The sequence below is a fragment of the Rhodobacter calidifons genome (assembly GCF_011174775.1).
Taxonomy (GTDB): domain Bacteria; phylum Pseudomonadota; class Alphaproteobacteria; order Rhodobacterales; family Rhodobacteraceae; genus Tabrizicola; species Tabrizicola calidifons.
This window is the reverse complement of record NZ_JAANHS010000008.1, coordinates 40,995-67,444: the sequence shown is the minus strand read 5'-3', so window position 1 is coordinate 67,444 and position 26,450 is coordinate 40,995. Positions and strand designations below refer to the sequence as shown.

Genomic DNA, 26,450 nt, shown 5'->3' with positions numbered 1-26,450 from the left:
ACCTGCATGACAATCTGGCGCTTGGTTCAAGCCTGCGCACAAAATTTGTGCAGCGCATGTTTTTCAGTCATTATCCTGCCATCCCGCCTTGGTTGCGCCACCGCCCCGCACTACCACCTGATCAGTTGCACAAGGAAAAGGCTTTGTCCGTCCCCCTCGGCCCGCTCATGCTGGACCCTCCCGTCTTCCTCGCGCCGCTGGCGGGGATCACAGACCTGCCGTTCCGCCGGCTTGTCGCGCGCTTTGGTGCGGGCCTTGTGGTCAGCGAGATGGTGGCCTCGGCCGAAGTGGTGCGCGCCCAGCCCGAGGCCAGGGCCCGTGCCGAACTGGGATTCGGCGAACAGGCGACCGCCGTCCAGCTTGCCGGGCGCGATGCCTACTGGATGGCCGAAGCCGCGCGCTTCGTCGAAGGGCAGGGTGCGCGCATCATCGACATCAACATGGGCTGCCCGTCGAAACGAGTGACGACCGGCCTCTGCGGCTCGGCGCTCCTGCGCGATCTCGACCTGGCGCTTACGCTGATCGAGGCGGTCGTGCGGGCCGTGAAGCTGCCCGTCACGCTGAAGACCCGTCTCGGCTGGGACGACAGCCTGCACAACGCCCCGGACCTCGCCAGGCGCGCCGAGGATGCGGGCGTGCAGATGATCACGATCCATGGCCGCACTCGCTGCCAGTTCTACAAGGGGGCCGCCAACTGGGCCGCGATCCGCGCGGTGAAGGACGCCGTGTCGATCCCCGTCATCGCGAACGGCGATATCACCGACACCGCCTCGGCGCGCGAGGCGCTGCGCCTTTCGGGGGCCGATGGCGTCATGATCGGCCGCGGCGCGCAGGGTGCGCCCTGGCGGCTGGCGCAGGTCGCGCATGACCTGTTCGGCACCCCGGCGCCGCAGATCCCCGAGGGGGGGCGTCTGGGTCGCATGGTCCTCGACCATTATGACGACATGCTCACCTTCTACGGTCGCGATCTCGGCCTGCGCATGGCCCGCAAGCACCTGGGCTGGTATCTTGAGGAAGCCGGGCTGCCCCATGCGCGCGAGCCGATCCTGACCTCGACCGACCCGGCCGAGGTGATCCAGCTTCTGGAACTGGCCTTCGCCGAGCTGGAGCTGGCCGCATGACACCCTACCGCGCGCCCTATCCGGTGCCCGGCGTGATCTGGGCCTCTTTGCCCTTCCCGACGCTGCTGATCGACCAGGGCGGGACCATCCTCGAGGTGAACCCGGCGGCCGAGACCTTCCTCAACACCTCGCAGAAGGCGCTGCGCGGCCAGCCGGTGTTCGACCGCCTGGCGATCGACGCGCCGATGGACGAGGCGCTGGCCCGGGTGCGCGCCAACCAGTCGCCGCTGAACATCAACGACGTGGACGTGACCTCGGGCGAACGGCCTCCGGTCCAGTGCACCATCCACCTTGCGCCGATGCACGACAATCCGGGCATCGTGATGCTGGTTCTCAGCCCCAGAGAGCTTGCCGACCGGATGGGCCGCTCGCTGGGGGTCAAGACGGCGGCGCGGTCGGCCATCGGCATGGCCGAGATGCTGGCGCATGAAATCAAGAACCCGCTCGCCGGCATTTCGGGTGCGGCCCAGCTTCTGTCGATGAACCTGACCCCCGAGGATCAGGAACTGACCGATCTGATCGTCGAGGAAACCCGCCGCATCGTGAAGCTGCTGGAACAGGTCGAACAGTTCGGCAACCTCCGCCCCCCCGACCGCAAGCCGGTGAACATCCACGATGCGCTGGACCGCGCGCGCCGCTCGGCCCTGGTGGGCTTTGCCGCGCACATGACCATCGTCGAGGACTACGACCCCTCGCTGCCGCCCACGCTGGCCGACAGCGACCAGCTGATGCAGGTCTTCCTCAACCTCATCAAGAACGCTGCCGAGGCCTGCAAGACCGGGGGCACGATCCGGCTGCGCACCTTCTACGACCTCAGCTTGCGCCTGCGCCGCAAGGACGGCCCCTCGGCCGCGCTGCCGCTGAACATCGAGATCATCGACGACGGCCCCGGCATCCCGCCCGACATCGCCGCCTCGATCTTCGAGCCCTTCGTCTCGGGCCGCGAGAACGGCACCGGGCTCGGCCTGGCGCTCGTCTCCAAGATCATCACCGACCATGACGGATGGATTTCGGTCGATTCCGTCCCCGGTCGCACCGTGTTCCGCGTGTCGCTGCCCGTGGCGCCACGCGAGAAAAAGAAGGAGTCCCCCTGATGGATGGCACAATCCTTGTCGCCGATGACGACCGCACGATCCGCACCGTCCTGACCCAGGCGCTGACCCGCGCGGGATGCAAGGTCCATGCGACCTCTTCGCTGATGACCCTGATGCGCTGGGTCGAGGAAGGGAAGGGCGACCTCGTGATCTCGGACGTCATCATGCCCGACGGCAACGGGCTGGACGCGCTGCCGCGCATTTCCAAGATGCGCCCCGGCCTGCCGGTGATCGTCATTTCGGCGCAGAACACGATCATGACCGCGATCCAAGCCGCCGAAGCGGAAGCCTTCGACTACCTGCCCAAACCCTTCGACCTGCCCGACCTGATGAAGCGCTCGGCCAAGGCGCTGGACCAGAAGCGCCGCGCCCCCAAGGTCGTCGTGGCCCCGCGCGAACCCGGTGACGATCTGCCGCTGGTGGGCCGGACGCCCGCGATGCAGGCTCTCTACCGCCTTGTGGCCCGCGTGATGAACACCGAACTTACCGTGCTCATCACCGGCGAAAGCGGCACCGGCAAATCGCTGATCGCCCGCGCGATCCACGATTTCTCCGACCGCCGCACGCTCCCGTTCGTCGTGGCCCAGGCCGCCGATCTGGCGGGCATCGACGGCCCTGCGACACTCCTCTCCCGCGCGCGGGGCGGGTCAATCGTGTTCGACGAAGTCGCCGATTACGACGCCGATACCCAGGCCCGCGTGGTCCGCATGCTCGACATGCTGGGCGACAAGGCACCCCGCGTGATGGCCACCAGCCAGACCGACCTTTCCGCCCGGATGGAGGCCGGCCAGTTCCGCCAGGACCTCTACTACCGCCTTGGCGGCGTCACGCTGCATGTGCCCAGCTTGCGCGAGCGGGTCGAGGATATCCCGCTTCTGGCCGAACACTTCCTTGCCCGGGGCGAACGCGATCTCGGCACCGTCCGCCGCCTGTCGCAACCCGCCGCCGACCTGATCCGCGCCTATTCCTGGCCCGGCAACGTGCGACAACTGGAAAACACCATCCGCCGCCTCCTGATCACCGCCTCGGAAACCGAGATCGCCCGGTCCGAGGTGGAACAGGTCCTCGGCCAGCAGCCCGGCCCCGAACCGATGACCGGGATGGTCGATGGCGACAAGCTCTCGGCCTCGGTGGCCCGTCACCTCAAGCGCTATTTCGACCTGCACGGCGGCCAGTTGCCGCCCCCCGGTGTCTACCAGCGCATCCTGCGCGAGGTGGAACTGCCGCTGATCGAGATCGCGCTGGATGCCACCGCCGGGAACCAGGCGAAATGCGCCGATCTTCTGGGCATCAACCGCAACACCCTGCGCAAGAAGATCACCGACCTTGACATCCGCGTGACCCGCCGCCGCAAATTGATGTAGCGGGGCCACGCCGACCTGTGTCTTTTCGGTTTCACCCCGCGCTGCGGCTAGATATAGTGGCGTCAGGTGGGCGAACCACCGGCTAAGGCGCAGGGCAGGGTGGATCGGGCGGTTACAAGGGATGTCTGGCTGCGGTTTTCCCGCCTGCGTCGGCAACGCCGCGTGCAGACGGCTGTGACGCTTGGCCTGGTCTTCCTCGGCCCCGTCCTGGCCGTCGCCACCTTCCTTGCGCTCGGCTCGATCAACACCAGCGCGGCCTCCCCGGTCCTGCGGCTTATCCTGCTGGCCGACCTGATCTACGTTCTCGTCATCGCGGCCCTCGTCCTGGCCCGCGTTGCCCGCCTGATCGCCGAACGCCGCTCCCGCTCTGCCGGGTCGCGGCTGCACATGCGGCTATCCGGCGTCTTCATGCTGATCGCGCTGATCCCGACCGTCCTTGTCGCCGTCTTCGCGGTCCTGTCGATCAACATCGGCCTCGAAGGCTGGTTCTCCGACCGGGTGCGGTCCGTCGTCGGCTCCTCCCTCTCGGCCGCCCAGGCCTACGAGGCGGTGCAGCGCGACGACCTTGCCGCCGATGTGGGGACGCTGGCCGGCTATCTGAACGAGGCAAAGCGCAAGTCGCCCTTCATCCGCGACGACCAGCTGCGCCCGCTCCTCTCGCAGGCGCAGGCCGTCGTCCAGCGCGGGCTGAAGGAGGCCTACCTTGTCGATGGCACCGGCGCGCTCAAGACCCGGGGCGAGAAGTCCTATCTCTTCGACTTCGAACCCCTGACCGCCGAACACCTGCGCCTCGCGCGCGAGGGCAACACTGTCCTGATCCCCGACTGGAAGAACAACGAATTTCGCGCACTCGTGCGTCTTGACGCCTATGCCGACCGCTATCTCTACGTCACGCGAACGGTGGACGGTTCGATCCTGTCGTTGCTGGACGAGACGCAGGAAACCGTAAAGCTCTACAACCAGCTTGAATCCGAACGCGGGCGGCTGCTGTTCAACTTCGGCCTGATCTACCTCGGCTTCGCGCTGATCCTGATCCTCGCCGCGATCTGGCTGGGCCTGTGGTTTGCCGAAAGGCTTTCGCGTCCCGTCGGGCGTCTGGCGGGGGCGGCCGAACGGGTCGGGGGCGGCGACCTTGACGTTCAGGTCACCGAGGAAGAGGGCGATGACGAGATCGCTTCGCTGGGCCGCATGTTCAACCAGATGACCCGCCAGCTGAAGGGCCAGCGCGCGGCGCTGATCGAAACCAATGCGCAGACCGAATCGCGGCGGCGGCTGTTCGATTCGGTGCTGTCGAACGTGACCGCGGGCGTTATCGGCCTCGATTCCGACGGCGACATCGACTTCGTCAATCGCGCCGCCGAAAAACTCCTCGACCTCGCCGGTGGTCAGGTCGACACGCCGCTTGCCGTCGCCGTCCCGGAATTTGCCGCCCTCTTCGACCGTCTGCGCGACGCCGGCACCAATGCGGTCCAGGAAGAGGTCCGCCTGACCCGCCGGGGCAAGCTGGAAAGCCTCCTTGTCCGCATGTCCACCCGCCGCAGCGAAACGGGGGATCTCGAAGGCTATGTCGTGGCCTTCGACGATGTGACCGATCTCGTCTCGGCGCAGCGGATGGCCGCCTGGGGCGATGTCGCCCGCCGCATCGCGCACGAGATCAAGAACCCGCTCACCCCGATCCAGCTCTCGGCCGAACGCATCAAGCGCAAGTTCGCCTCGCAGGTCCGCGATCATGAGGATCTGGAACAATACACCGACGTCATCGTCCGCCAGACGAACGACCTGCGCCGGATCGTCGACGAATTCTCGCGCTTCGCCCGGATGCCCGAGCCCGACCGCCGCGACTGCGACCTGGCCGAGCTTCTGCGCGGCGCGGTCCTGTTGCAGGAGAACGGCCAGCCCGGCGTGCGCTTTGTCACGGACATTCCCGATGGTCCGCTGCCGATGGAACTGGACGCGACAATGATCGGTCAGGCATTGACAAATCTGATCAAGAACGCCGGGGAAGCAATTGAATCGTACCAGGAAAAATCAAAACCGGCCGACTTTCTCCCCGAAATCCGCGTTTCGCTTTCGGCAGACGACGGCGAAGCGGTGATCCGCATTGCCGACAACGGCACCGGCCTGCCCCCCGACCGCGCCCGCCTGTTCGAGCCCTACGTCACCACGCGCGACAAGGGCACCGGCCTTGGCCTGCCCATCGTCAAGAAGATCATCGAGGAACACGGCGGCACGCTTGCCCTTCTCGATGCGCCCGTATTCCCGGGCAACGACCATGCGGGTGCGTTGGCCGAGATCCGGCTGCCCCGCTCCTTGCGCAAACGACCCCGAACCCACATTCCGCTCGGCGCTGCGCCGGGCAAGACGGAGACCCAGGCATGAGCATTCTGATCGTCGATGATGAACAGGATATCCGCGAGCTGATAGGCGACATCCTGCGGGACGAGGGCTATACGACACGGCTTGCCGCGAATTCCGACGAATGCATGGCCGAGATCAACGCCGATCCGCCCGCGCTGATGATCCTGGACATCTGGTTGAAGGACAGCCGGATGGATGGGATCGACATTCTGAAAACCGTCAGGCGCGACAATCCCGATATTCCGGTAGTCATCATCTCGGGCCACGGAAACATCGAGATCGCCGTCGCCGCGATCAAGCAGGGCGCCTACGACTTCATCGAAAAGCCCTTCAACATCGACCAGCTCATGGTCGTGGTCGCCCGCGCGATGGAAACCTCGCGCCTGCGCCGCGAAAACCAGGAACTCCGCCGCCGCGACCTCACCTCGGCCGAGATGGTCGGCTCCTCGCTGGCCTTCAAGACGCTGAAGGCCAATCTGGACAAGGTAACGAAGTCGAACGCCCGGGTGATGCTCACCGGAGAGCCCGGGACCGGCAAGGAAATGGCTGCCCGCTACATCCACATGCAGTCCAACCGGGCCAGCGCCCCCTTCATCACCGCCTCTTCGGCCTCGATCGAGCCGGAGCGGATGGAAGAGGTGCTCTTCGGCCGCGAATCCCCCGAACGCGGGGTAGAGCCGGGGCTGCTGGAACAGGCCCATGGCGGGATCATCTATTTCGACGAGGTGGCGGACATGCCGCTTGGCACGCAGGGCAAGATCCTGCGGGTCCTGACCGAACAGCAATTCACCCGCGTCGGCGGGGCCGACAAGGTCCGGGTGGACCTGCGCGTCATCTCCTCCACCTGCCGCGACCTGCGGGCCGAGATCGGCATGGGCCGGTTCCGGCAGGAACTCTACGACCGGCTGAACGTGGTGCCCATCGCCGTGCCCTCGCTGGCCGCCCGGCGCGAGGATGTGCCCGAACTCGCGCGGCATTTCATCGACTGGTTCCACAAGAGCCAGGGCCTGCCGCACCGGGCGCTTTCGGAAGAGGCAGAGACGGTCCTGCAAACCATGCCCTGGCCCGGCAACATCCGCCAGCTGCGCAACGTGATCGAGCGGATCCTGATTCTCGGCGACGGGACCGGGCCGATCGAAGCCTCGGAAATCCCCGGTGCCGAGCCGAGGGCCGAGGTCGAAAGCCCGCTGTCGCTGTCCGGCACCATCGCCACCCTGCCGCTGCGCGAGGCGCGCGAGCTGTTCGAACGCGAATACCTGCTGACCCAGATCAACCGCTTCGGCGGCAACATCAGCCGGACGGCGAACTTCGTGGGCATGGAACGCTCAGCGCTGCACCGCAAGCTCAAGTCGCTTGGCGTGGTCGGCTCGACCCGCGGGGGCAGGGGGATGACCGACTTCGAGGAGTAGGCGGGCAGAGAGGGCGTCCCTGGCCAGCGCGGCTTCCGCGCCCGGCACCTGGCGGATCGTGCGATCCGGCCAAGCCCAAGGGCGGCCGCGCCACCATCGCCGCCCGTGCCCCGCACATTGACCCTCCCGCGACGATCTGACATGCACAGAGTTGCGGCGTAACGCGGGGTTACTGATGAAGGTCATCATCTGCGGGGCGGGTCAGGTCGGCTGGCAGATCGCACGGCACCTGTCTGGCGAGAACAACGACGTCACGCTTGTCGACACGAACGCCGATCTGGTGCGCCGCGCGACCGATACGCTGGACGTGCAGGGTGTCGTCGGCTTTGCCAGCCATCCGGACGTGCTGGAAAAGGCCGGGGCGCGGGATGCCGACATGCTGATCGCCGCCACGCATTCCGATGAGGTGAACATGGTCACCTGCCAGGTGGCCCGCACCGTCTTTGACATCAACCGCAAGATCGCCCGGATCCGCGCGCAGAACTATCTTGAACCGATGTACGGCAACCTGACCAACCAGGACGGGCTGGCCATCGACGTGGTGATCTCCCCCGAACGCGAGGTGGCCGAGGCCGCGCTGCAACGTCTTGCTGCGCCCGCGACCTTCGACACCGAAAGCTTCATGAACGGCCGCGCCCAGCTTCTGGGCATCCAGCTGACCGAGGACTGCCCGGTCCTGAACACCCCCCTGCGTCAGCTGAACGAGCTGTTCCCCACCCTGCGCGCCATCGTGGTGGGGGTCCGGCGCGAGGACCGCCTTTTCGCGCCCGACCCCGGCGACCAGCTTTATGCCGAGGACCAGATCTACGTCTTCACCCATATCGAGGACGTGAACCGCGCCCTGGAAATCTTTGGCAAGAAGACGAAAAAGCAGGAACGGGTGGTGATCGTCGGCGCCGGCAACGTCGGGCTCGCCGTGGCCCGCGCGCTGGAGGCGCGGACCGACCGCATCCGGGCCAAGATCATCGAGAAGAACCGCGCCACCGCCGAGATCGCCGCCGATATGCTGGAACGCACCATCGTGCTGCACGGCGACGGGATGGACAGCGATATTCTGGCCGAAGCCTCGGTGGACCGGGCCGACGCGATCCTGGCCGTCACCGACGACGACAAGACAAATCTTCTGGTCGCCGTCCGTGCCAAGCAGGCCGGTTGCCAGATGACCATCGCGCTGGTCAACGATCCGACCCTCGCCCCCCTCATGGCGCCGCTGAACATCGACGCCTACATCAACCCGCGCGCCACCACCGTCTCGTCGATCCTGCGCTACATCCGCCACGGCCGCGTCCGCGCCGTCTATTCCATCGGCGACGCCGAGGCCGAACTGATCGAGGCCCAGGTCCTGTCCACCTCGTCGCTGGCCGGCCGGCTGATCCGCGACATCGAGTTTCCCGAGGGCGTTCTGGTCGGCGCAGTGATGAAGGGCGACAAGGTGCTGAAGCCGACCGGAGACCTGCGGATCGAGGCCGGCGACGTGATCGCGCTTTTTGCCATGGCCAAGGACGTGCCCGAGGTCGAAGGCCTCCTGCAAGTCTCGATCGACTTCTTCTGATGCTGACCCGGCTGGCCGAACTGCCGCTTCTTGTCATCCTGCTCGGCCTGTCCGGCCTGATCGCCTTCGTGCCCGCGCTTTACGCGCTTGGGGCGGACGATTACGAAAACGCCCGCGACTTTCTCTATTCCGGTCTGATCCTTCTGGTCGTGACCGTGATGCTGGGTATCGCCACCGCCGCCTACAGCCCGCGCGATCTGGCCACCAGCCACCTGGCCGCCCTGGCGCTGGCCTATGCCGTCCTGCCACTTGCCCTGGCCCTGCCGCTGGCCGAGGCCCTGGCGGACACCACGCTGGTCAATGCCTGGTTCGAGATGACCTCGGCCTTCACCACCACCGGCGCCTCGGTCTATGCCCCGCAGCGTCTGGCCGATGCGATCCATCTCTGGCGCGCGACCGTGGGCTGGTTCGGCGGTTTCCTCACGCTGCTGGCCGCCTATGCGATCCTGGCCCCCCTGAACCTGGGCGGCAACGAGGTCATCTCGGGGCGGACGCCGGGCCGGGGGGCCAAGGGCGCCGCCCAGGTCACCCGCATCGCCGATCCGACGCAGCGGCTGACCCGCTTTGCGCTGACGCTTTTCCCGGTCTACCTCGCATTGACCGTCCTCCTGTGGTGCGCCCTCCTGATCCTCGGCGAAACCGGCATCTCCGCGCTGATCCATGCGATGGGGACGCTGTCCACCTCCGGCATCTCGGGGCAGACGGCCTTCCAGGCCTCGGGCGCGGGGGTTCCCGGAGAGCTTGCGGTCTTTGCCTTCCTGATCTTCGCCGTCACCCGCCGCGCCTTTCCTGGCATCCGTCTGTCCGAGAACCGCCGCCCGCTGCTTCAGGATCCCGAACTCCGCCTCGCCGCCCTTTTGCTGTCGGCGGTCGCGCTTGTCCTCTTCTTCCGCCACTGGGTGTATGTCGGCGAGGCCGGGGCGCCTAGCGTGCTCGACGCGCTGAACGCACTTTGGGGCATCCTGTTCACCGCGGCCTCTTTCCTGACCACGACCGGCTATATCTCCTCGGACTGGCAGACGGCGGCGGAATGGTCGGGCATCGGCACGCCGGGCCTGGTGCTGATGGGGCTGGCCATCGTCGGCGGCGGCACGGCGACCACGGCGGGCGGGGTCAAGCTGCTGCGGGTCCATGCGCTGTTGCGCCATGGCGAACGCGAGCTTGAACGGATCGTCCACCCCAATTCCATCGGTCACGGCGGCCCCGATGCCCGCCGCCTGCGGCGCGAGGGCGCACAGCTTGCCTGGGTGTTCTTCATGCTCTTCGCCACCTCGATTGCCGTGGTCATGGCCTGCCTCCTCCTGGCCGGGGTCAAGTTCGAGCCCGCCATGGTCCTGGCCATTGCCAGCCTGACGACCACCGGCCCGTTGGCCGAGATCGGCGCCGCCCAGCCGATCGCCTATGCCACGCTCTCGGACCCGGTGAAGCTGATCCTGGGCTTTGCCATGGTTCTGGGGCGGCTCGAGACGCTTGCCCTTCTGGCGCTGATCCTGCCCGGAACCGACCGGCGCTAGGTCGGCACCGGGACCGGGGCCGGAAGGCTGCGTTCAACAGCCTGATTTTTGCGCTGGAAACTCCCGTGCCGCCGCTACATACTCGACCTGCCGTTCCGGGCGGCAAAGACAGGGCAACAAGAACGACCACGACGCGACAGTGAAGCGATAGAAAAACAAGGCAAAACACTGATGGCCGCTGACAAGCAAAACCTGCAAGACGCCTTTCTCAACCATGTCCGCAAAGCCAAGGTACCGGTCACGATCTTCCTGATCAACGGCGTCAAGCTTCAAGGCGTGATCACCTGGTTCGATAACTTCTGCGTGCTGTTGCGTCGCGATGGTCAATCGCAGCTTGTCTACAAGCATGCGATCTCGACCATCATGCCCGGCGCGCCGATCAGCCTGTACGAAGGGGAAGACTGATCGCACAGGATCCGCAGGATGCGACCGATCTGCTGTCCGACCGGACGGGAAAACGCCTGCGCGATACGGCCACCGCGGCCACCCGGACCTGGGTCCTGCATCCGGCGCTGAAATCGGCTTATTCCCGCCGCCTGCCCGAACATGGTCTGGCCGAGGCCGTGGCGCTGGCCGCCGCGCTGCCCGAGCTTCAGGTCTGCGGCTCCGAGGTCATCCGCCTTTCCCGCACCCATCCCGGCACGCTGCTGGGGTCGGGCAAGCTGGCCGAGCTGAAGGCGCGCTTCAAGGCCGACCGCATCGACCTGGTGATTGTCGATGGCGCGGTCTCTCCGGTGCAGCAGCGCAATCTGGAACGGGAATGGGGGGTCAAGCTGCTCGACCGGACCTCGCTGATCCTTGAAATCTTCGCCGACCGGGCCCGGACGCGCGAGGGCGTGTTGCAGGTGGAACTTGCCGCGCTGTCCTACCAGCGCACGCGGCTGGTGCGCGCCTGGACGCACCTTGAACGCCAGCGCGGCGGCTTCGGCTTTGTCGGCGGCCCGGGCGAGACGCAGATCGAAAGCGACCGCCGGGCCATCGACGACCAGGTGGTGCGGCTGCGCCGGCAGCTGGACCAGGTGGTCAAGACGCGCGAACTGCACCGCGCCGCCCGCGCCAAGGTGCCGTTTCCGGTGGTGGCGCTGGTGGGCTACACCAACGCCGGCAAGTCCACGCTGTTCAACCGCATCACCGGGGCCGAGGTCATGGCCAGGGACATGCTGTTCGCCACGCTCGACCCGACGATGCGCGGGGTGGTGCTGCCTTCAGGGGCCAAGGTGATCCTGTCGGACACCGTGGGTTTCATCTCGGACCTGCCGACCCAGCTGGTCGCCGCCTTCCGCGCCACGCTGGAAGAGGTACTGTCGGCCGACCTGATCCTGCATGTCCGCGACATCAGCCACCCCGAGACTGTGGAACAGGCCGCCGATGTGACCGACATCCTGGCCAGCCTCGGCGTCAAGGAAGAGACGCCCGTCATCGAGGTCTGTAACAAGCTTGATCTCGTCGATGCCTCGCAGCGCGAGGCCCTGACCGCGCAGGCGGCGCAACGGCCGTTGGTGCTGCCGGTCTCGGCCCTGACTGGCGAGGGGGTGGAGTCCCTGCTTACGCTTGTGTCGCGCGTCCTGGACGAAGAGCGCAGCGAGGCCCTTCTGCGCGTGCCCTTCGACCAGGGCCGTCGCCGCGCCTGGCTGCACGACCAGAACGTCGTGCAGCAGGAAACCCAGGGCGAGGACGGCTGGCAGATCACGGTCCGCTGGACGGCACGGCAGGAAAACCGCTGGCAGAGGCTCTAGACGGCTGCCACCACGCCCGCTGCCACCAGCCGCCCGATCTGTCCGGTCGTCATCCCCAGCACATCGGCCAGCACGGCCTCGGTGTGCTTGCCCAGAACCGGCGCCGGGGCAGGGGGCGTGCGCGGGCAGGCGCCCCAGTTCACCGGCGAACCGGGCACCGGATAGGGCCCGATCCCCGGCTGGTCCAGGATCGAGAACATCGGATTGTCCGGTGACAGGTCCGGGTCCTCGTGCACCGCCTCGGCAAAGCTGCGAAAGACCGACCAGGTCAGCCCCGCCGCATCGAACAGCGGGCCGACCTCCTCCAGCCGGCGCGCGGCGAACCAGGGGGCGAACAGCGCCGTGATCGCCTCGCGTCCGTGCCAGCGGTCGCCTTCGCGGGCGAAGTCCAGCCCCAGCCGCGCGGCCAGTTCCGCCAGCGGTGCGGCCATGTCCAGCACCCGCACCAGCTCGCGCCATTGGCGGTCGGTCAGGCCGACGACCATGACCCGCCGCCCGCAGGCCAGCAGGAAATCCTGCCCGTAGGCCCCGTAAAGCGCATTGCCGACCTTGGGCCGGTCCACGCCGTTCACCGCCACTTCGCCGATGATGCCCAGATGGCCCAGCAGGGCCGCCGCCACATCCTTCAGCGCCAGTTCCGCCAGTTGGCCCCGCCCGCTGCGCAGCCGCATCCGCTCGGCCGCCAGCAGCGTGCCCACCAGCATCTGTCCGGCGATACAGTCGAAGGCGGGCAGCACATGCGCCACCGGCTCGCTGCCCGGACTGCCGGTCGCCATCGGAAAGCCGATGCCGGGGTTGACCGTGTAGTCCACCGCCGGCTCGCCGCGGCGCGTGCCGGTCAGGCTGACCATGATCAGGTCGGGCCTCTGCGTGACCAGCGCCGGGTAATCCATCCAGCCGCGTACCCGCAGATTGGTCAGGAACAGCCCCGCATCGGGACCGGGCGCGGTGATGAGCGCGGTCACGATCTCGCGGCCCTCGGGGCGGGACAGGTCCACCGCCACCGACCGCTTACCCTTGTTCAGCCCGGCCCAGAACAGGCTTTCGCCGCTGGCCGTCACCGGCCAGCGCTTCGCGTCAAGCCCGCCCTTCAGCCGGTCGAAGCGGATCACGTCGGCGCCCATCTCGGCCAGGGTCATCCCGGCGAAGGGCACCGCCACGAAGGCCGAGCCCTCGACCACCCGCAGTCCCGCCAGGGGCTTCATGCCGGCCACCCGATCTCTGCCTGCATGCAGACCCAGCCTTCCGCCGTGACCGTGCTCAGCCGGTTGCTCGCGCCCTGCAAGTGCAGCCGGTCGTGCAGGAAGGCCGGCCGGACGCCACGGAAGCGATAGCTCTGCGGCAGGGTATCCTTCCGAGCCAGGGCCGCCTGCATCAGCAGCATCGCCTGGAGGGGACCATGCACCACAAGACCCGGATAGCGTTCGACCTCTGTCGCATAGGGCAGGTCGAAATGGATGCGATGCGCGTTGAAGGTCACGGCCGAAAAGCGGAACAGGCGCACCGTATCGATGGCCACCGGCTCCTGCCAGTCGGGCGCTTCGGCCGCCACGGGCGGCGGCGGGACATAGGTCTCGGGCATGGCGACATAGACGATGTCCTGTTCCTCGCGGATCGCCAGCCCTTCCGCGCCGTGCACCTCATGGCCCACCGTGACAAAGACCATGCGCCCGGTGCTGCCCGTCTTTTCGGCTACGTTCAGGATGGTCGAGCGCCGCAGCATCGTCTCGCCGACATGCAGGGGGGCGAGAAACTCCAGCCGCCCGCCGGCCCACATCCGCCGTTCCAGCGGCACCGGCGGCAGAAAGCCCCCACGTGCCGGATGCCCGTCGCGATCCAGCCCCGACATCGGCGTCTCGGGCGTCCAGCCGATCCAGTGCCACAACGGCGGCAGGGGATCTCCCGCCGCAAACCGCCCCGGAACTTCCAGCGTCGCCGCCAGTTGCCAGGCCTGACGCAGCGTCACGCAGTCCTCGGCCTCTTCCGTGCGCCCCACCCAGTCGCCGAAGGTTTCGGTCATTTTATTTCCATTCTGCGCCGCAATTTGGAATTTGGTTGCGCCAACAGAATATCGATTCTCCCTCCGGTCAAGCGTCCATCGCGGGCTGGGCGATTACGTCGCAGGTTTAAGCACCATCACCCCCGCCGCCGCCGCGCGGGCAAGGTCGGGATCCAGCGACATCGGGATGTATTCGCCCCGCCGCCACAACTCTCCCAGATCGTCGTAATGCCGGCTCAACGGATGCCCGGACTGGCCTGTCGCGGTGATGAAGACCGAACTGTCGGGATCGGCAAAGTCATAGACCCCGCGATAGCCGGCCGAGTGCACGTTCTGATAGGGCTCCTTCCCCTCGCCCCGCGTCACCCCCCGCATCAGCGTATCGTCCCCGCCGCTGGTCGATTGCCGGATGTTCACGAAGTACTTGATGAACGGCACATCCCCCAGCACCGGATGGTCATGCACCGCCTGGTGCGCGTCCCCCCAGCGCCAGCTTTCCAGGTTGGGTCCGTAGCGTTCCGTCAGCTCCACCAGCGCATCGTCCAGCGCGATCCGCGCGATGTCGGTGCAGCTTTCCACCGCCGCCGACTGGATCACGTCGCACCACACGCTCGCCCCGCCGACATTGCGGTAGACCCGCTCGATGAAGACCGGAGAGATATGGGTGAAGCTCTCCGCCATCGCGCCAAGCTCGTCCAGGATCAGCCGCTTTTGCAGCGCGCGCAGCCAGGCCTCGGCGATCAGCGGCTCGGGCAGATGCTCGTTCATCTCGCCGTTCCATTCCGCCAGCAGGATCAGCGCCCGCTGCCGCAGCCTCTCCGGCGTGCCCTCGGGCGCCGCCTCGCCGGTGAACCACAGATCCGCCCCGATCAGCGGCAGAAGCGCCCGCGCCGTCGGGTTCACCGTGTCCAGCTGCGCCTCGATGAAGCTTTCCCGCGTGTGCACCTCGCGCGCCTTCATCAGGGCCAGCCAGCGCTGGATGCGCTGCGTGTCGCCCCAGTCGAAACTGACATGGTTCGGAAAGGGTCGGTCCACCGTCTTGTTGTTGGTGTTGCCCAGAAGACCCGAGGCGGGATCGCGGAAGCTCGGGTTCTCCTCATAGGGCAGGATGCCCTTGAACCCCACCGCCGGGTTCGACCCCAGCGCCGGAAGCCTGCCCTTCGACGGATGATCCGGGTCGCGCGCCGGGATTGCCCCCATCACCTGCATCGCGATGCCTGACCCATCCGCCAGCATCACGTTCTGCGCCGGAGCGATGACCTTCCGCCCCGCCTCCATGGCCTCGGGGATCGACCGCGCCTTCATCAGCGCCATCGCGCCGCTGATCGAGGTATCGGCCCCCGACAGCGCCGTCCAGCTGATCGCCGCCACATGGCCCGCCGGCGTGATCGAGCCAAGGTCGTAATGCCCGCCCGGCAGGATCGGCCCGTTGTGCGACCAGCGCAGCGTCAGCGTCACCGGATCGGCCCCCTTGACCTTGATGATCGACTGGCGGCTTTCGAACCGGGCCCAGCCGTCCGGGGTGCGGTATTCCTCGGGGTTTTCCGGGTTCAGCGCCTCGATCACCACGTCCTGGTCGTCCACATAGGCCGTGGTCAGCCCCCAGCCCAGGGCTTCGGACCGGCCGACCAGCACCAGGGGCGTCCCCGGAATCGTGCCGCCGATCACGCCGCCCGATTGCAACTCCAGCCGCGCCAGGTACCAGATCGTCGGCGCGGTCAGACCCAGATGCGGGTCGTTGGCCAGGAGACTGCCCCCCGCCGCCGACCGGCCCGGCATCGCCGCCCAGGCATTCGAGGCCCCCGCCATGCCTGGGTCCGCGACGGGCGACAGGGGGCCAAGCGCGAAATCGACCGGGGCGAAACTCGGCTGCACGCCAGGGACCAGGCTGGCATAATCGGGCAGGGCGGCCACCCCCTGTCCGGGATCGTCGGGCAGGATGTCGGCCAGCCGGTCGGCCGACAAGAGCAGCGAGACCCGCGCCCGCAGCACCTCGGATTGCAGCGCGCCCGACAGTTGCAGCGCCATCAGCTTCAGGATCGCGATCGAATCCGCCGGGGCCCAGGCGGAAATCTCCGGCTCGAACAGGAAGAACTCCGGCGCCCCCCGGCCGCGCGCGCCCTTGTTCACCTCGCCGATCCAGGCATTGACCCCCGCGGCATAGGCCTCCAGCGCGCGGCGCGTGGCCGGGTCCTGGGCCGCGACCGATTGCAGCGCCAGCCCGTAAAGGTCATAGCGGCGCATCAGCTCGTCCACCTTGACGGTGGCCGGGCCGAACAGTTCCGACAGCCGTCCCTGTGCCGTGCGCCGCAGCATCGTCATCTGCCACAGCCGGTCCTGGGCATGGGCAAAGCCAAGGGCGAAGAACACGTCCTCGTCGGTCTGGCCGAAGATATGCGGCACGCTGTCGTTGTTGCGCACCACCTCGACCGGGGCCGAGATCCCGGCCAGGGTGAAATCCTCGTCATAGTCGATCAGCGACCGCGACAGGATGTAATAGGCCAGAAGCGCCGCGACCAAACCAAGAACGGTCAGGCCGGTGACGATCCGGATCAGCCAGCGAAAGGCGGTCAGCATCTGGGCCTGCTCCTGGGCACCTGTCCTTGACGAAAGACTGCGGATCGGTCCTAGTCCAAGCGCCGGTCAAGGGCAATGCGCAGGGGGGCGTCGATGGCGAAAGTGTCATTTCTGGGTCTCGGGGTCATGGGCTTCCCGATGGCGGGGCATCTGGCCGCGAAGGGGCATGAGGTGACGGTCTACAACCGCTCGCCGGCCAGGGCCGAGGCCTGGGTCGCCCGCCATCCGGGCCGCCTTGCCACCACTCCGCGCGCGGCGACCGAGGGGGCCGAGTTCGTCATGGCCTGCGTCGGCAATGACGATGACCTCGCCCAGGTCTGCCGCGGCCCGGACGGTGCCTTCGCGGGCATGTCGCCCGGTGCGCTCTTCGTCGATCACACGACGGTGTCCGCCACCATCACCCGCAAGCTGGGTGCCGAAGCCGCGGCGCTGGGGCTGGGCTTCGTCGATGCGCCGGTCTCGGGCGGGCAGGCGGGGGCCGAGAACGGCCAGCTGTCGATCATGTGCGGCGGCCTGCCCGAGGATTATGCCCGGGCCGAGCCGGTGCTGGCGTCCTACGCCCGGATCTGCCGCCGGATCGGCGATCTGGGGGCCGGGCAGCTGGCCAAGATGATGAACCAGATCTGCATCGCGGGCCTGATGCAGGGCCTGTCCGAGGCGCTTGCCTTCGGCCAGAAGGCGGGCCTGGACGGCGAGAAGGTGGTCGAGGTCATCAGTCAGGGTGCCGCGGGTTCGTGGCAGATGGTCAACCGCCACAAGACCATGCTTAGGGATGAATTCGACTTCGGCTTTGCGGTGGACTGTATGCGCAAGGACCTGGGCATCTGCCTTGCCACCGCCGACGAGATCGGCGCGCGTCTGCCGGTCACCGCGCTGGTGGATCAGTTCTACAAGGACGTGCAGCTGATGGGCGGCGGGCGGAACGACACCTCCAGCCTGATCCGGCGGCTCAGGTAACCCCTGGCCACCCTCTTGCCCATGTCCCAAATACTCCCGCCGGAGGCGCAGATGCGTCGCGACGGGGCCAACGGCAGATCATTGGAAGCGGCCGGTCGGACGGCGCGCATCGCCCCGCCTCCCGACCAGCGGCAAAGCTTAACCGTTCCTGAACGCCCGCAGGCAACCCATTGACGACAAAGGCTGCGCAAGACTGTCCACGCGTGGTCAGGCTCAGGGGATGATCCGGGTATACTTGACGCCTGCCAGCGAGGCCCCCGCGATCAGGCCCTGCTGGCCGAAGACCAGGGCGATCACGTCGTCCAGCTCGGTCGTCTGCTTGCCGATCGAGGCGCCTTCCTCGGGGCTGGCATAGCGGATGTCCCCGCTGACCGCCCAGCCCGAGGAGCGGCGGAACTTCTCCAGCGCGGCGGGGGTCATGAAGAACAGGGCATGGGCATATTGCTGCGCCCCGATCTGCAAGCCGAACGAACCCTTTGCGGCGGAATAGTAGTCCACCGTGACCCCCTGGATCCGCAGCGCACCCCGTCCAAACGCTCCGCCGAAGCCGGCGCCGACCTCGGTCATCAGCGGCATGTACAGCACGCCCGCCGCGCGGGAAGCCAGGTCGCGCGTCCCGGGATACTGCGCGAACAGGAAGCTCTCCGTCGCCGAAACCCGCGCCTCGATCTGGCTGGCCCCGTTCGAGCCGACCCCGTTGTTGCACCCTGCCAGCCCGCCGGTCGCGACAGTGGCCCCCGCGCCAAGCAACAACCCGCGCCGCGTCATCCTCGTGTCGGTCATCTGATCCGCCCTCTCATGCCTCATGGGGTCTCAAGGCCCCTTGCCGCGCAGCCTAACCGCTTTCCGGCCGCCTGTCATGCCCGTTGCGACGAGCCGGCGGCCGCCTGCCTAGCCGCACAGCGTGGCGTAGAGGGCGAAATCCTCGGCGGCCACCTGCCGCAGCAGCTCTGCCGTTGCGACCGACAGCCGCGTCGAACCGCTGGGCGAGACGTTCAGGCGGGGCAGGGTGATCTCGCAGTCCAGCCGCTCTTCCAGGAACCGGACGAAGCTGTCGATGTCTTCATAGCGGAACAGCCGGTCCACGCCGACCCCCTGCCGGGGCCGTAGAAATCTGGCCTGGCTGCCCACATCCGCGAAATCGGGCCGCGGATCGGAACACCAGGCGCGGACAAAGTCGTCAAAGCTCATGTCCCGCGTCGATTTTCCCGCATCCGTCTCCTCCCGCTGGCGGAAACGGTACCACGATCCCAGCCAGTCGGTCGGCTCGCGCATCAGGGCGACGAGAGTGAAGGTGTCCTTGGAGGCGGCCTCGAGAAAGGGGCCGATGAAGCGGCGGTAGCGATGGACAGTGGTGTGCTTCAACAGCGGAGGACGCTGGATCGACACCGCCGCCAGCGATTCGAGCGCCGCCGCAATCGCGGTGGAGCCGGTCTTCGGCGTGGCCAGAAACGCCAGTCTTTGCTCCCAGAAGACCAACATGATCGCCTCATTCACCAGAATTATACGCGCCGCGCCAGGTTGCCGCGGCCTTGCGTCAACACTCCCTTAACCAAAGCCGTAAAAAACTGCCATCAGGAGATTAAGGTTGAAATGTTCCCTGTTTGTGCGCATAAGTGCAAGAACACTTGGGGAACAAAGGCTGTGGATTGCCGCCATGTTGCGGCTGTGAAATAAGGAGAACGACATGGCAGTGGCGAACCTTCTCGACCTCGGGGGCAAACGGGACATGGACAAGTCGAAGGCGCTTGAGTCGGCGCTGGCACAGATCGAACGGCAGTTCGGCAAGGGCTCGATCATGCGGCTTGGCGCCGACAGCCCGGCGATGGATATCGAGGCGACCTCGACCGGGTCCCTGGGTCTGGACATCGCGCTGGGGATCGGCGGCTTGCCGAAGGGCCGGATCATCGAGATCTACGGGCCGGAATCCTCGGGCAAGACCACGCTGACCCTGCATGTCGTCGCGGAAGAGCAGAAGAAGGGTGGTGTCTGCGCCTTCGTCGATGCCGAACACGCGCTTGACCCGCAATATGCCAAGAAGCTGGGCGTGAATCTGGACGAGCTTCTGATCTCGCAGCCCGACACCGGCGAACAGGCGCTGGAGATCGTGGATACGCTGGTGCGCTCGGGCGCGGTCAGCCTGGTGGTCGTCGACTCGGTCGCGGCCCTGGTGCCGAAATCGGAAATCGAAGGCGACATGGGCGACATGCAGATGGGGTCGCAGGCCCGCCTGATGAGCCAGGCGATGCGCAAGCTGACGGCCTCGATCGGCCGGTCGAACTGCATGGTGATCTTCATCAACCAGATCCGCCAGAAGATCGGCGTGATGTTCGGCAACCCCGAAACCACCACCGGCGGCAATGCGCTGAAGTTCTACGCTTCGGTCCGCCTGGATATCCGCCGGATCGGCGCGATCAAGGACCGCGAAGAAGTCGTCGGTAACACCACCCGCGTCAAGGTGGTGAAGAACAAGGTCGCCCCGCCCTTCAAGCAGGTGGAATTCGACATCATGTATGGCGAAGGCATCTCGAAGATGGGCGAACTGGTGGACATCGGCGTGAAGGCCGGCGTCGTGGAAAAGTCGGGCGCCTGGTATTCGTTTAAGGACGAACGTATCGGCCAGGGGCGCGAAAACGCCAAGGCCTTCCTCAAGCAGAACCCTTCCGTCGCGCTGGAGATCGAGGACAAGATCCGCGCGGCCAACGGGCTCGACTTCACCATGGCGGGTGAGGATTCGGGCGATGTGCTGGACGAGTGACCGGCCCGGTCACCCATGACGAGCTGATGGCTGCGCTGCCGGGGGTGCTTTCGGCCCCCAAGACCGGCAGCGCGGTCGAGTACCTGTGCCTCCGTCCCGACTATGGCCAGCGCCGCTTTGTCGAGGCGATTGCTGTGACGAAAGCGCAAGGCATCCCCGGCGAACGGTGGGGCAAGGCGCCGTGGCTGAAACTGCCCGACGGCGCCGGCCACCGCGGTATCCAGGTCTCGATCCTGCCGCGCCGGGTGCTGGACCTGATCTGGCGCGACCGGGCAAACGTCGTCCATCCCGGCGACACCTTTGTCTGCGACCTTGACATGACCGAGGCGAACTTGCCGGCCGGAACCCATCTGTCGGTCGGCACGGCGGTCCTTCGGGTGTCGGAGGTCTGGAACGACGCCTGTGCCAAGTGGAAGGTCCGCCACGGCGCGGCCGCCTTCGATTGGGTGCGCGCCCACCCCGAGCTGCGCCTGCGCGGTGTTCTTTGCTCGATCGAACAGGACGGCGTGATCCGCAACGGCGACGCGGTGGAAGTGCTGCGCTAGACGGCTTTTTTCCCCGCGCGAAGTCCCGCCTGTGGACAGGCCCCGCACGGGGGGCTACATGGGGGACCGAATTTCCGCATCCTTCCCAAGGACCGCCCCGACATGCCCTCGCTGAACGACATCCGCTCCACTTTCCTCGACTTCTTCCGCCGCAACGATCACCGGGTGGTGGAGTCAAGCCCCCTGGTGCCGCGGAACGACCCGACGCTGATGTTCACCAACTCTGGCATGGTGCAGTTCAAGAACCTGTTCACCGGGGTCGAGACGCGGGACTACAAGCGCGCCACCACCGCGCAGAAATGCGTCCGTGCGGGCGGCAAGCACAACGATCTTGACAACGTGGGCTATACCGCGCGGCACCATACCTTCTTCGAAATGCTGGGGAATTTCAGCTTCGGCGACTATTTCAAGGACCAGGCCATCGCCTTTGCCTGGGAGCTTCTGACCAGGGACTTCGGTCTGTCCAGGGACAAGCTGCTGGTCACGGTCTACCACACGGACGACGAGGCGGCGGCGATCTGGAAGAAGGTCTCGGGCCTTTCGGACGACCGGATCATCCGCATCGCCTCCGACGACAACTTCTGGCGGATGGGCCCCACCGGACCCTGCGGCCCCTGCACCGAGATCTTTTACGACCATGGCCCGCACATCTGGGGCGGGCCTCCGGGCAGTGCAGAGGAAGACGGCGACCGCTTCATCGAGATCTGGAACAACGTCTTCATGCAGAACGAACAGTTCGCCGACGGGCGGCTGGTTCCGTTGGAGATGCAGTCGATCGACACCGGCATGGGGCTGGAGCGGATCGGGGCGCTCTTGCAGGGTAAGCACGACAACTATGACACCGACCTCATGCGCAGCCTGATCGAGGCCAGCGCGAATGTCACCTCGCAAGACCCTGACGGGCCGGGGAAAATCCACCACCGGGTGATCGCCGACCACCTGCGCTCGACCTCGTTCCTGATCGCCGATGGCGTGATGCCCTCGAACGAGGGGCGCGGCTATGTGCTGCGCCGGATCATGCGGCGCGCGATGCGCCATGCCCATATGCTGGGTGCGCAGGACCCGGTGATGCACCGCCTGGTGCCTGCGCTGGTGCGGCAGATGGGCGGGGCCTATCCGGAGTTGTCGCGGGCGCAGGCGCTGATCGAAGAGACGCTGCGGACGGAGGAGACGAAATTCAAGCAGACGCTCGACCGTGGGTTGCGGCTTCTGGACGACGAGCTTGCGGGCCTTCCCGAAGGCGCCGCGCTGCCGGGCGCCGCGGCGTTCAAGCTCTATGACACCTACGGCTTCCCGCTGGATCTGACGCAGGATGCGCTGCGCGAGAAGGGGCGCGAGGTGGACGTTCAGGGCTTCGACGCAGCGATGGCGGAACAGAAGGCCAAGGCGCGGGCGGCCTGGTCGGGCACCGGCGCTGCGGGCGACGCGAAGATCTGGTTCGATCTGGCAGAGGAGCACGGGGTCACCGAGTTCCTCGGCTATGACACCGAGACCGCCGAGGGCGTCATCACCGCGTTGGTCCGCGACGGGTCTGTCGTGGGGCAGGCCGAGACGGGCCAGACCGTGCAGGTCGTGGTGAACCAGACCCCGTTCTATGCCGAAAGCGGCGGTCAGGTGGGGGATGCGGGCCTGATCCGCACCCAGACCGGTCTTGCCGAAGTGACCGATGTGAAAAAGGCCGCAGGGGTCTTCATTCACATCGCAAAGGTCATGGAAGGCACGGTCATCAAGGGACAACCTGCGAAGCTGGAGGTGGCGCATGCCCGCCGCGCGGCGATCCGCGCCAACCATTCGGCGACGCACCTGCTGCACGAGGCGCTGCGGCGGAAATTGGGCGAGCATGTCGCGCAACGCGGTTCGCTGAACGCGGCCGACCGTCTGCGCTTTGACTTCAGCCATTCCGCGGCCATCGCCCCGGATGACCTTCATGCGATCGAAGCCGAAGTGAACGCCTTCATCCGCCAGAACGCGCCCGTCGAGACCCGGATCATGACCCCCGACGACGCCCGCGCCATCGGGGCGCAGGCGCTGTTCGGCGAGAAATACGGCGAGGAAGTCCGCGTCGTCTCGATGGGGGTGCTCGAAGGCTCGGGCAAGGGCAGCGATGGCAAGACCTACAGCATCGAGCTGTGCGGTGGCACACATGTCAGCCGCACGGGCGACATCGGCGCCATGGTGATCCTGTCGGAAAGCGCCTCCAGCGCGGGTGTCCGCCGGATCGAGGCGCTGACCGGGCAGGCGGCGCTGGACCACCTGCGTCAGCAGGACGCGCGGCTGAACGACATCGCGGCGATCATAAAGGCCCCGCCGGCCGAACTGGCCGAGCGAATCCGCGCGCTGTTCGAGGAGCGCAAGGCATTGGCGAACGAGGTCGCGCAACTGCGCCGGGAACTGGCGATGGGCGGCAAGGCCGCTGGCCCGGAGGCCAGGGAAATCAACGGGGTGAAGTTCATTGCTCAAGTCTTGTCCGGCGTTTCGGGCAAGGATCTTCCGGCGCTGATCGACGAGATGAAGGCCCGGCTCGGGTCGGGGGCTGTCCTCCTCATCGCCGACACCGGCGCGAAGCCTGCCGTTGCCGCAGGTGTCACGCAGGACCTGACCGGGAGGCTTTCGGCCGTCACGCTGGTCAAGGCCGCGGCCGAGGCGATGGGCGGCAAGGGCGGCGGTGGCCGTCCCGACCTTGCCCAGGCCGGGGGCGCAGACATCGGCCGGGCCGAGGCAGCGATCCAGGCGGCCGAAGCCGCGATGGAGGCGTAGACCGTGCCGACCGCCCTCTGGATCGCCCATGTCCACGTCACCGACGCCGAGGCCTACGCGAAGTATGCCAAGGGCGCGACCGAGGCCATCGCGGCCCATGGCGGCGTCTTCCTCGCGCGCGGCGGCCGCTATGTGCAACTGGAAGGCAACGGCCGCCCGCGCAACGTGGTGGCCCGCTTCCCGAGCCTCGAAAAGGCGGTGGAGTGCTACAACTCTCCCGCCTATCAGGCAGCCCTTGCCCATGCGAAGGGCGCAAGCGTGCGCGACCTGATGGTCGTCGAGGAGATCGAGTAGGGTTTTCCTTGAATTGATTGGATTTTCACTCCCGACTCTGCGGATTTCTGCTAGGTTTCGTGCAAAAGAAGGCATGAGCAGATGATCCAGTCCATCACGGGGACGGGCTAGATGTGCCGCTGGGCCGCCTATACCGGCGCACCGATCTTCCTGGAGGAGATCGTCAGCCGCCCCGGTCATTCGCTGATCCACCAGTCGCACTGCGCGACGCAATGCCATACCGCGATCAACGCCGACGGGTTCGGGATCGCCTGGTATGGCGCCAGGCCGGAACCGGGCCTTTTCCGCGACGTCCTGCCTGCCTGGTCCGACCCGAACCTGAAAAGCCTGACCGCGCAGGTCCAGTCGCACCTGTTTCTCGCCCATGTCCGCGCCTCGACGGGCACGGCGACCAGCCGCAACAACTGCCACCCTTTCACCCACGGCCGGTGGAGCTTCATGCACAACGGCCAGGTCGGGGGATACGAGGCGTTCCGCCGGGATGCCGACATGATGATCCCCGAGGATCTCTACCCGTACCGCAAGGGCGCCACCGACAGCGAGGCTCTGTTTCTCGTCGCCCTTGCCGAAGGGCTGGAGGATGATCCCAGGGGTGCGCTTGAACGTGCGGCGGCGCGGTTCATCCGTCTGGCGCGCGACAAGGGCGCAGCCCCGCATCTTCGCATGACCGCGGCCTTGTCGGACGGCCAGCGCCTCTATGCTGTCCGCTATGCCACAGATGCCGCCGCCCCTTCGCTGTATCATCGCTGGTCCGACAGCCGTCGGGGCCGGGCCGTGGTGTCCGAGCCGCTGGAAGCCGAGGAGGGGGGCTGGGAAGAGGTGCCCCCCTACAGCTTCTGCACCTTCGACGGCGAAGCCGCGCGGGTGGAGGAATTCATGCCCTGCCGGCTGGCGGCAGCGGCCTGACACGAAGCCGCGCCCAATTTCCGGCAGAGGGCGGATCGGGCAGTCCGTCGGCTGGTCGGCCCGGAAATCGGGCATATTCGGCCCGGTCGCACCGGTATGCGGCGGCATGCCGATAAAACCATGGAGTTCCAAGGAAAATCTCGGTATGCGCGAAGCGATCCCTTTTGCGCCGGACCTCGAAAGATGCCGATTATCGACCATCCTCTGCGCTATGCCACAGTGAACGAGCTGCATGCGCGGCCCTTCCCGTCGCTGGAAGTGCCATCGACGGCCGTCTATCTGGCGATCAAGGAACCCGTCCAGGCCCATAACCGCGACCGGGACCGCGACCGTGCGCATCTGCTGGCGCTGCTGGACCGGTACGGCTCTGCCCATCCCCAGCCTGGTGCGACGCATTTCCATGGGCCGATTGGCCGCGCCGAACTGAAATGGGAAAGCCATACCGAATTCGTGACCTATACTGCCTTTACCAAGGGTTTGTCGGCCCGACCCTTCGACCCGGCCGAGGCCGAAGTCCTGCCCGAAGACTGGCTTGCCGCCGCCCCGGGCAAGCGGCTGACGTCGGTGCTGATACGGGTAGAGCAGATGCCGTCGAGCCAGGACGAGCTTCTGCGCAGGCTGGATGAGTGGTTCGTGCCCGAAAGCCTGGCGGTCAGCCAGGTCGTGGAAGGGGCCGCCGTGGTGGCGGGCGATTTCCGGATCGATCCCGGCGGCCATATGCGCTTTGCCGTCTTCGTGGCGCCGGGGATGGGGCCGCGAAGGGTGGGACGGATCGTGCAGCGGCTGTGCGAGATCGAGACCTACCGGGCGATGTCGATGCTGGGGCTGATGCGGTCGCGCGACCTTTCGGGACGGCTGAATGCGCTGGACCCGAAGCTTTCGGCGCTGGTCTCGGGCCTGGAAAATGCCGAACCGGCGCCCGAGGCGGCGCTGCATGATCTGTTGTCCATCGCGGCCGAACTGGAGAGCCTTGCGGTGCAGTTCTCGTTCCGCTTCGGGGCGACGGCGGCCTATGAGGCGATCGTCAACCAGCGGATTCAGGTTCTGCGCGAGCAGCAAATCGAGGGACGCCAGACCTTTGCCGAGTTCATGATGCGCCGCTATGAACCGGCGATGCGGACGGTGAAATCGGCCGAGAACCGGCTGGCCGCCATGGCCGAGCGGGCGGAGCGCGCGGCAGAGCTGTTGCGGACCCGGGTTGACGTGGAACGTTCCGCGCAGAACCAGAAGCTCCTCGAAAGCATGGACCAGCGCGCCGATCTGCAACTGCGGCTGCAACGGACGGTCGAGGGGCTGTCGACCGTGGCGATCAGCTATTACGCGGTGAACCTGGCCGCCTATCTGCTGGAGCCCGCGGCCCATGCCCTGCACATCAGCCATGGGGTGCTATTGGCCGGTCTGGTGCCCGTGGTGGTCCTGGCGGTCTGGCTGATGGTGCGGCGGATCCGCAAGACCCTGCACTGACATTGCTCCTCGTGCGCCTTCGGCTTCTCGTCGCAGCGAAGAGCG

General features: G+C 66.8%; 21 protein-coding genes. 16 read left to right on the top strand and 5 right to left on the bottom strand.

Annotated elements, in window-relative coordinates:
- The first annotated feature begins 167 nt into the window (after positions 1 to 167).
- From dusB to hflX, 9 genes are all read left to right on the top strand, one after another.
- Complete coding sequence (gene dusB, locus G8O29_RS11925; protein WP_207623793.1) at positions 168 to 1,121, top strand: tRNA dihydrouridine synthase DusB; 954 nt, start codon at positions 168 to 170, stop codon at positions 1,119 to 1,121.
- Positions 1,118 to 2,215, top strand: a complete 1,098-nt coding sequence (locus tag G8O29_RS11920; protein WP_166403468.1) for a two-component system sensor histidine kinase NtrB — start codon at positions 1,118 to 1,120, stop codon at positions 2,213 to 2,215. Before dusB ends, G8O29_RS11920 begins: the two co-directional genes overlap by 4 nt.
- Positions 2,215 to 3,579: a response regulator gene (locus tag G8O29_RS11915; RefSeq protein WP_166403467.1), complete on the top strand. Its 1,365-nt coding sequence runs from the start codon at positions 2,215 to 2,217 to the stop codon at positions 3,577 to 3,579. The genes G8O29_RS11920 and G8O29_RS11915 overlap by 1 nt, the downstream gene beginning before the upstream one ends.
- A 99-nt stretch (positions 3,580 to 3,678) precedes the next feature.
- A complete protein-coding gene (locus G8O29_RS11910; RefSeq protein ID WP_166403466.1) occupies positions 3,679 to 5,958 on the top strand; it encodes a sensor histidine kinase NtrY-like in 2,280 nt (759 codons plus the stop codon).
- Positions 5,955 to 7,346, top strand: coding sequence for a nitrogen assimilation response regulator NtrX (gene ntrX, locus G8O29_RS11905; protein ID WP_166403465.1), 1,392 nt, complete (start codon positions 5,955 to 5,957; stop codon positions 7,344 to 7,346). The genes G8O29_RS11910 and ntrX overlap by 4 nt, the downstream gene beginning before the upstream one ends.
- A 175-nt stretch (positions 7,347 to 7,521) precedes the next feature.
- Positions 7,522 to 8,898 carry a Trk system potassium transporter TrkA gene (gene trkA / locus G8O29_RS11900; protein WP_166403464.1) on the top strand — a complete coding sequence of 459 codons (1,377 nt, stop codon included), beginning with the start codon at positions 7,522 to 7,524 and terminating at the stop codon, positions 8,896 to 8,898.
- Positions 8,898 to 10,412 carry a potassium transporter TrkG gene (locus G8O29_RS11895; RefSeq protein WP_207623792.1) on the top strand — a complete coding sequence of 505 codons (1,515 nt, stop codon included), beginning with the start codon at positions 8,898 to 8,900 and terminating at the stop codon, positions 10,410 to 10,412. Before trkA ends, G8O29_RS11895 begins: the two co-directional genes overlap by 1 nt.
- A gap of 171 nt (positions 10,413 to 10,583) precedes the next feature.
- Positions 10,584 to 10,817 (top strand): RNA chaperone Hfq, encoded by a 234-nt coding sequence (hfq, locus tag G8O29_RS11890; RefSeq protein ID WP_008028786.1) that lies wholly within the window; start codon positions 10,584 to 10,586, stop codon positions 10,815 to 10,817.
- A 32-nt stretch (positions 10,818 to 10,849) separates the two neighbouring features.
- Positions 10,850 to 12,148 carry a GTPase HflX gene (hflX, locus tag G8O29_RS11885; RefSeq protein WP_242679094.1) on the top strand — a complete coding sequence of 433 codons (1,299 nt, stop codon included), beginning with the start codon at positions 10,850 to 10,852 and terminating at the stop codon, positions 12,146 to 12,148.
- Here hflX and G8O29_RS11880 read toward each other — a convergent pair.
- The 3 genes from G8O29_RS11880 to G8O29_RS11870 form a co-directional block, all read right to left on the bottom strand.
- Complete coding sequence (locus G8O29_RS11880; RefSeq protein WP_166403463.1) at positions 12,145 to 13,353, bottom strand: CoA transferase; 1,209 nt, start codon at positions 13,351 to 13,353, stop codon at positions 12,145 to 12,147. The two genes, hflX and G8O29_RS11880, sit on opposite strands and share 4 nt — an antisense overlap.
- Positions 13,350 to 14,168: an HTD2 family dehydratase gene (locus G8O29_RS11875; protein WP_166403462.1), complete on the bottom strand. Its 819-nt coding sequence runs from the start codon at positions 14,166 to 14,168 to the stop codon at positions 13,350 to 13,352. The genes G8O29_RS11880 and G8O29_RS11875 overlap by 4 nt, the downstream gene beginning before the upstream one ends.
- Before the next feature lie 93 nt (positions 14,169 to 14,261).
- Positions 14,262 to 16,724, bottom strand: a complete 2,463-nt coding sequence (locus G8O29_RS11870; RefSeq protein ID WP_166403461.1) for a penicillin acylase family protein — start codon at positions 16,722 to 16,724, stop codon at positions 14,262 to 14,264.
- Between the two features lie 93 nt (positions 16,725 to 16,817).
- Here G8O29_RS11870 and G8O29_RS11865 point away from each other — a divergent pair, with 93 nt between their 5' ends.
- Entirely contained in the window at positions 16,818 to 17,681 is an 864-nt protein-coding gene (locus G8O29_RS11865) for an NAD(P)-dependent oxidoreductase (protein ID WP_166403460.1), read from the top strand.
- Between the two features lie 213 nt (positions 17,682 to 17,894).
- Here G8O29_RS11865 and G8O29_RS11860 read toward each other — a convergent pair whose 3' ends face one another.
- Both G8O29_RS11860 and G8O29_RS11855 read right to left on the bottom strand, forming a co-directional pair.
- Positions 17,895 to 18,464, bottom strand: coding sequence for a lipid-binding SYLF domain-containing protein (locus G8O29_RS11860; RefSeq protein ID WP_437440807.1), 570 nt, complete (start codon positions 18,462 to 18,464; stop codon positions 17,895 to 17,897).
- Positions 18,465 to 18,572: 108 nt separating this feature from the next.
- Positions 18,573 to 19,163: a sulfotransferase family protein gene (locus tag G8O29_RS11855; RefSeq protein ID WP_166403459.1), complete on the bottom strand. Its 591-nt coding sequence runs from the start codon at positions 19,161 to 19,163 to the stop codon at positions 18,573 to 18,575.
- 205 nt (positions 19,164 to 19,368) lie between these two features.
- Between G8O29_RS11855 and recA the strand changes: the two genes are divergently transcribed.
- The 6 genes from recA to G8O29_RS11825 all read left to right on the top strand — a co-directional run bounded on the left by recA (position 19,369) and on the right by G8O29_RS11825 (position 26,405).
- Positions 19,369 to 20,439: a recombinase RecA gene (gene recA, locus G8O29_RS11850; RefSeq protein ID WP_166403458.1), complete on the top strand. Its 1,071-nt coding sequence runs from the start codon at positions 19,369 to 19,371 to the stop codon at positions 20,437 to 20,439.
- A 26-nt stretch (positions 20,440 to 20,465) separates the two neighbouring features.
- Positions 20,466 to 20,984 (top strand): MOSC domain-containing protein, encoded by a 519-nt coding sequence (locus G8O29_RS11845; protein WP_166403544.1) that lies wholly within the window; start codon positions 20,466 to 20,468, stop codon positions 20,982 to 20,984.
- 102 nt (positions 20,985 to 21,086) lie between these two features.
- Positions 21,087 to 23,741 (top strand): alanine--tRNA ligase, encoded by a 2,655-nt coding sequence (gene alaS / locus G8O29_RS11840; protein ID WP_166403457.1) that lies wholly within the window; start codon positions 21,087 to 21,089, stop codon positions 23,739 to 23,741.
- 3 nt (positions 23,742 to 23,744) lie between these two features.
- Complete coding sequence (locus G8O29_RS11835) at positions 23,745 to 24,035, top strand: DUF1330 domain-containing protein (RefSeq protein ID WP_166403456.1); 291 nt, start codon at positions 23,745 to 23,747, stop codon at positions 24,033 to 24,035.
- Positions 24,036 to 24,146: 111 nt separating this feature from the next.
- Positions 24,147 to 24,941, top strand: a complete 795-nt coding sequence (locus G8O29_RS11830) for a class II glutamine amidotransferase (protein ID WP_166403455.1) — start codon at positions 24,147 to 24,149, stop codon at positions 24,939 to 24,941.
- Positions 24,942 to 25,124: 183 nt separating this feature from the next.
- A complete protein-coding gene (locus G8O29_RS11825) occupies positions 25,125 to 26,405 on the top strand; it encodes a DUF3422 family protein (RefSeq protein ID WP_166403454.1) in 1,281 nt (426 codons plus the stop codon).
- Positions 26,406 to 26,450: the final 45 nt, after the last annotated feature.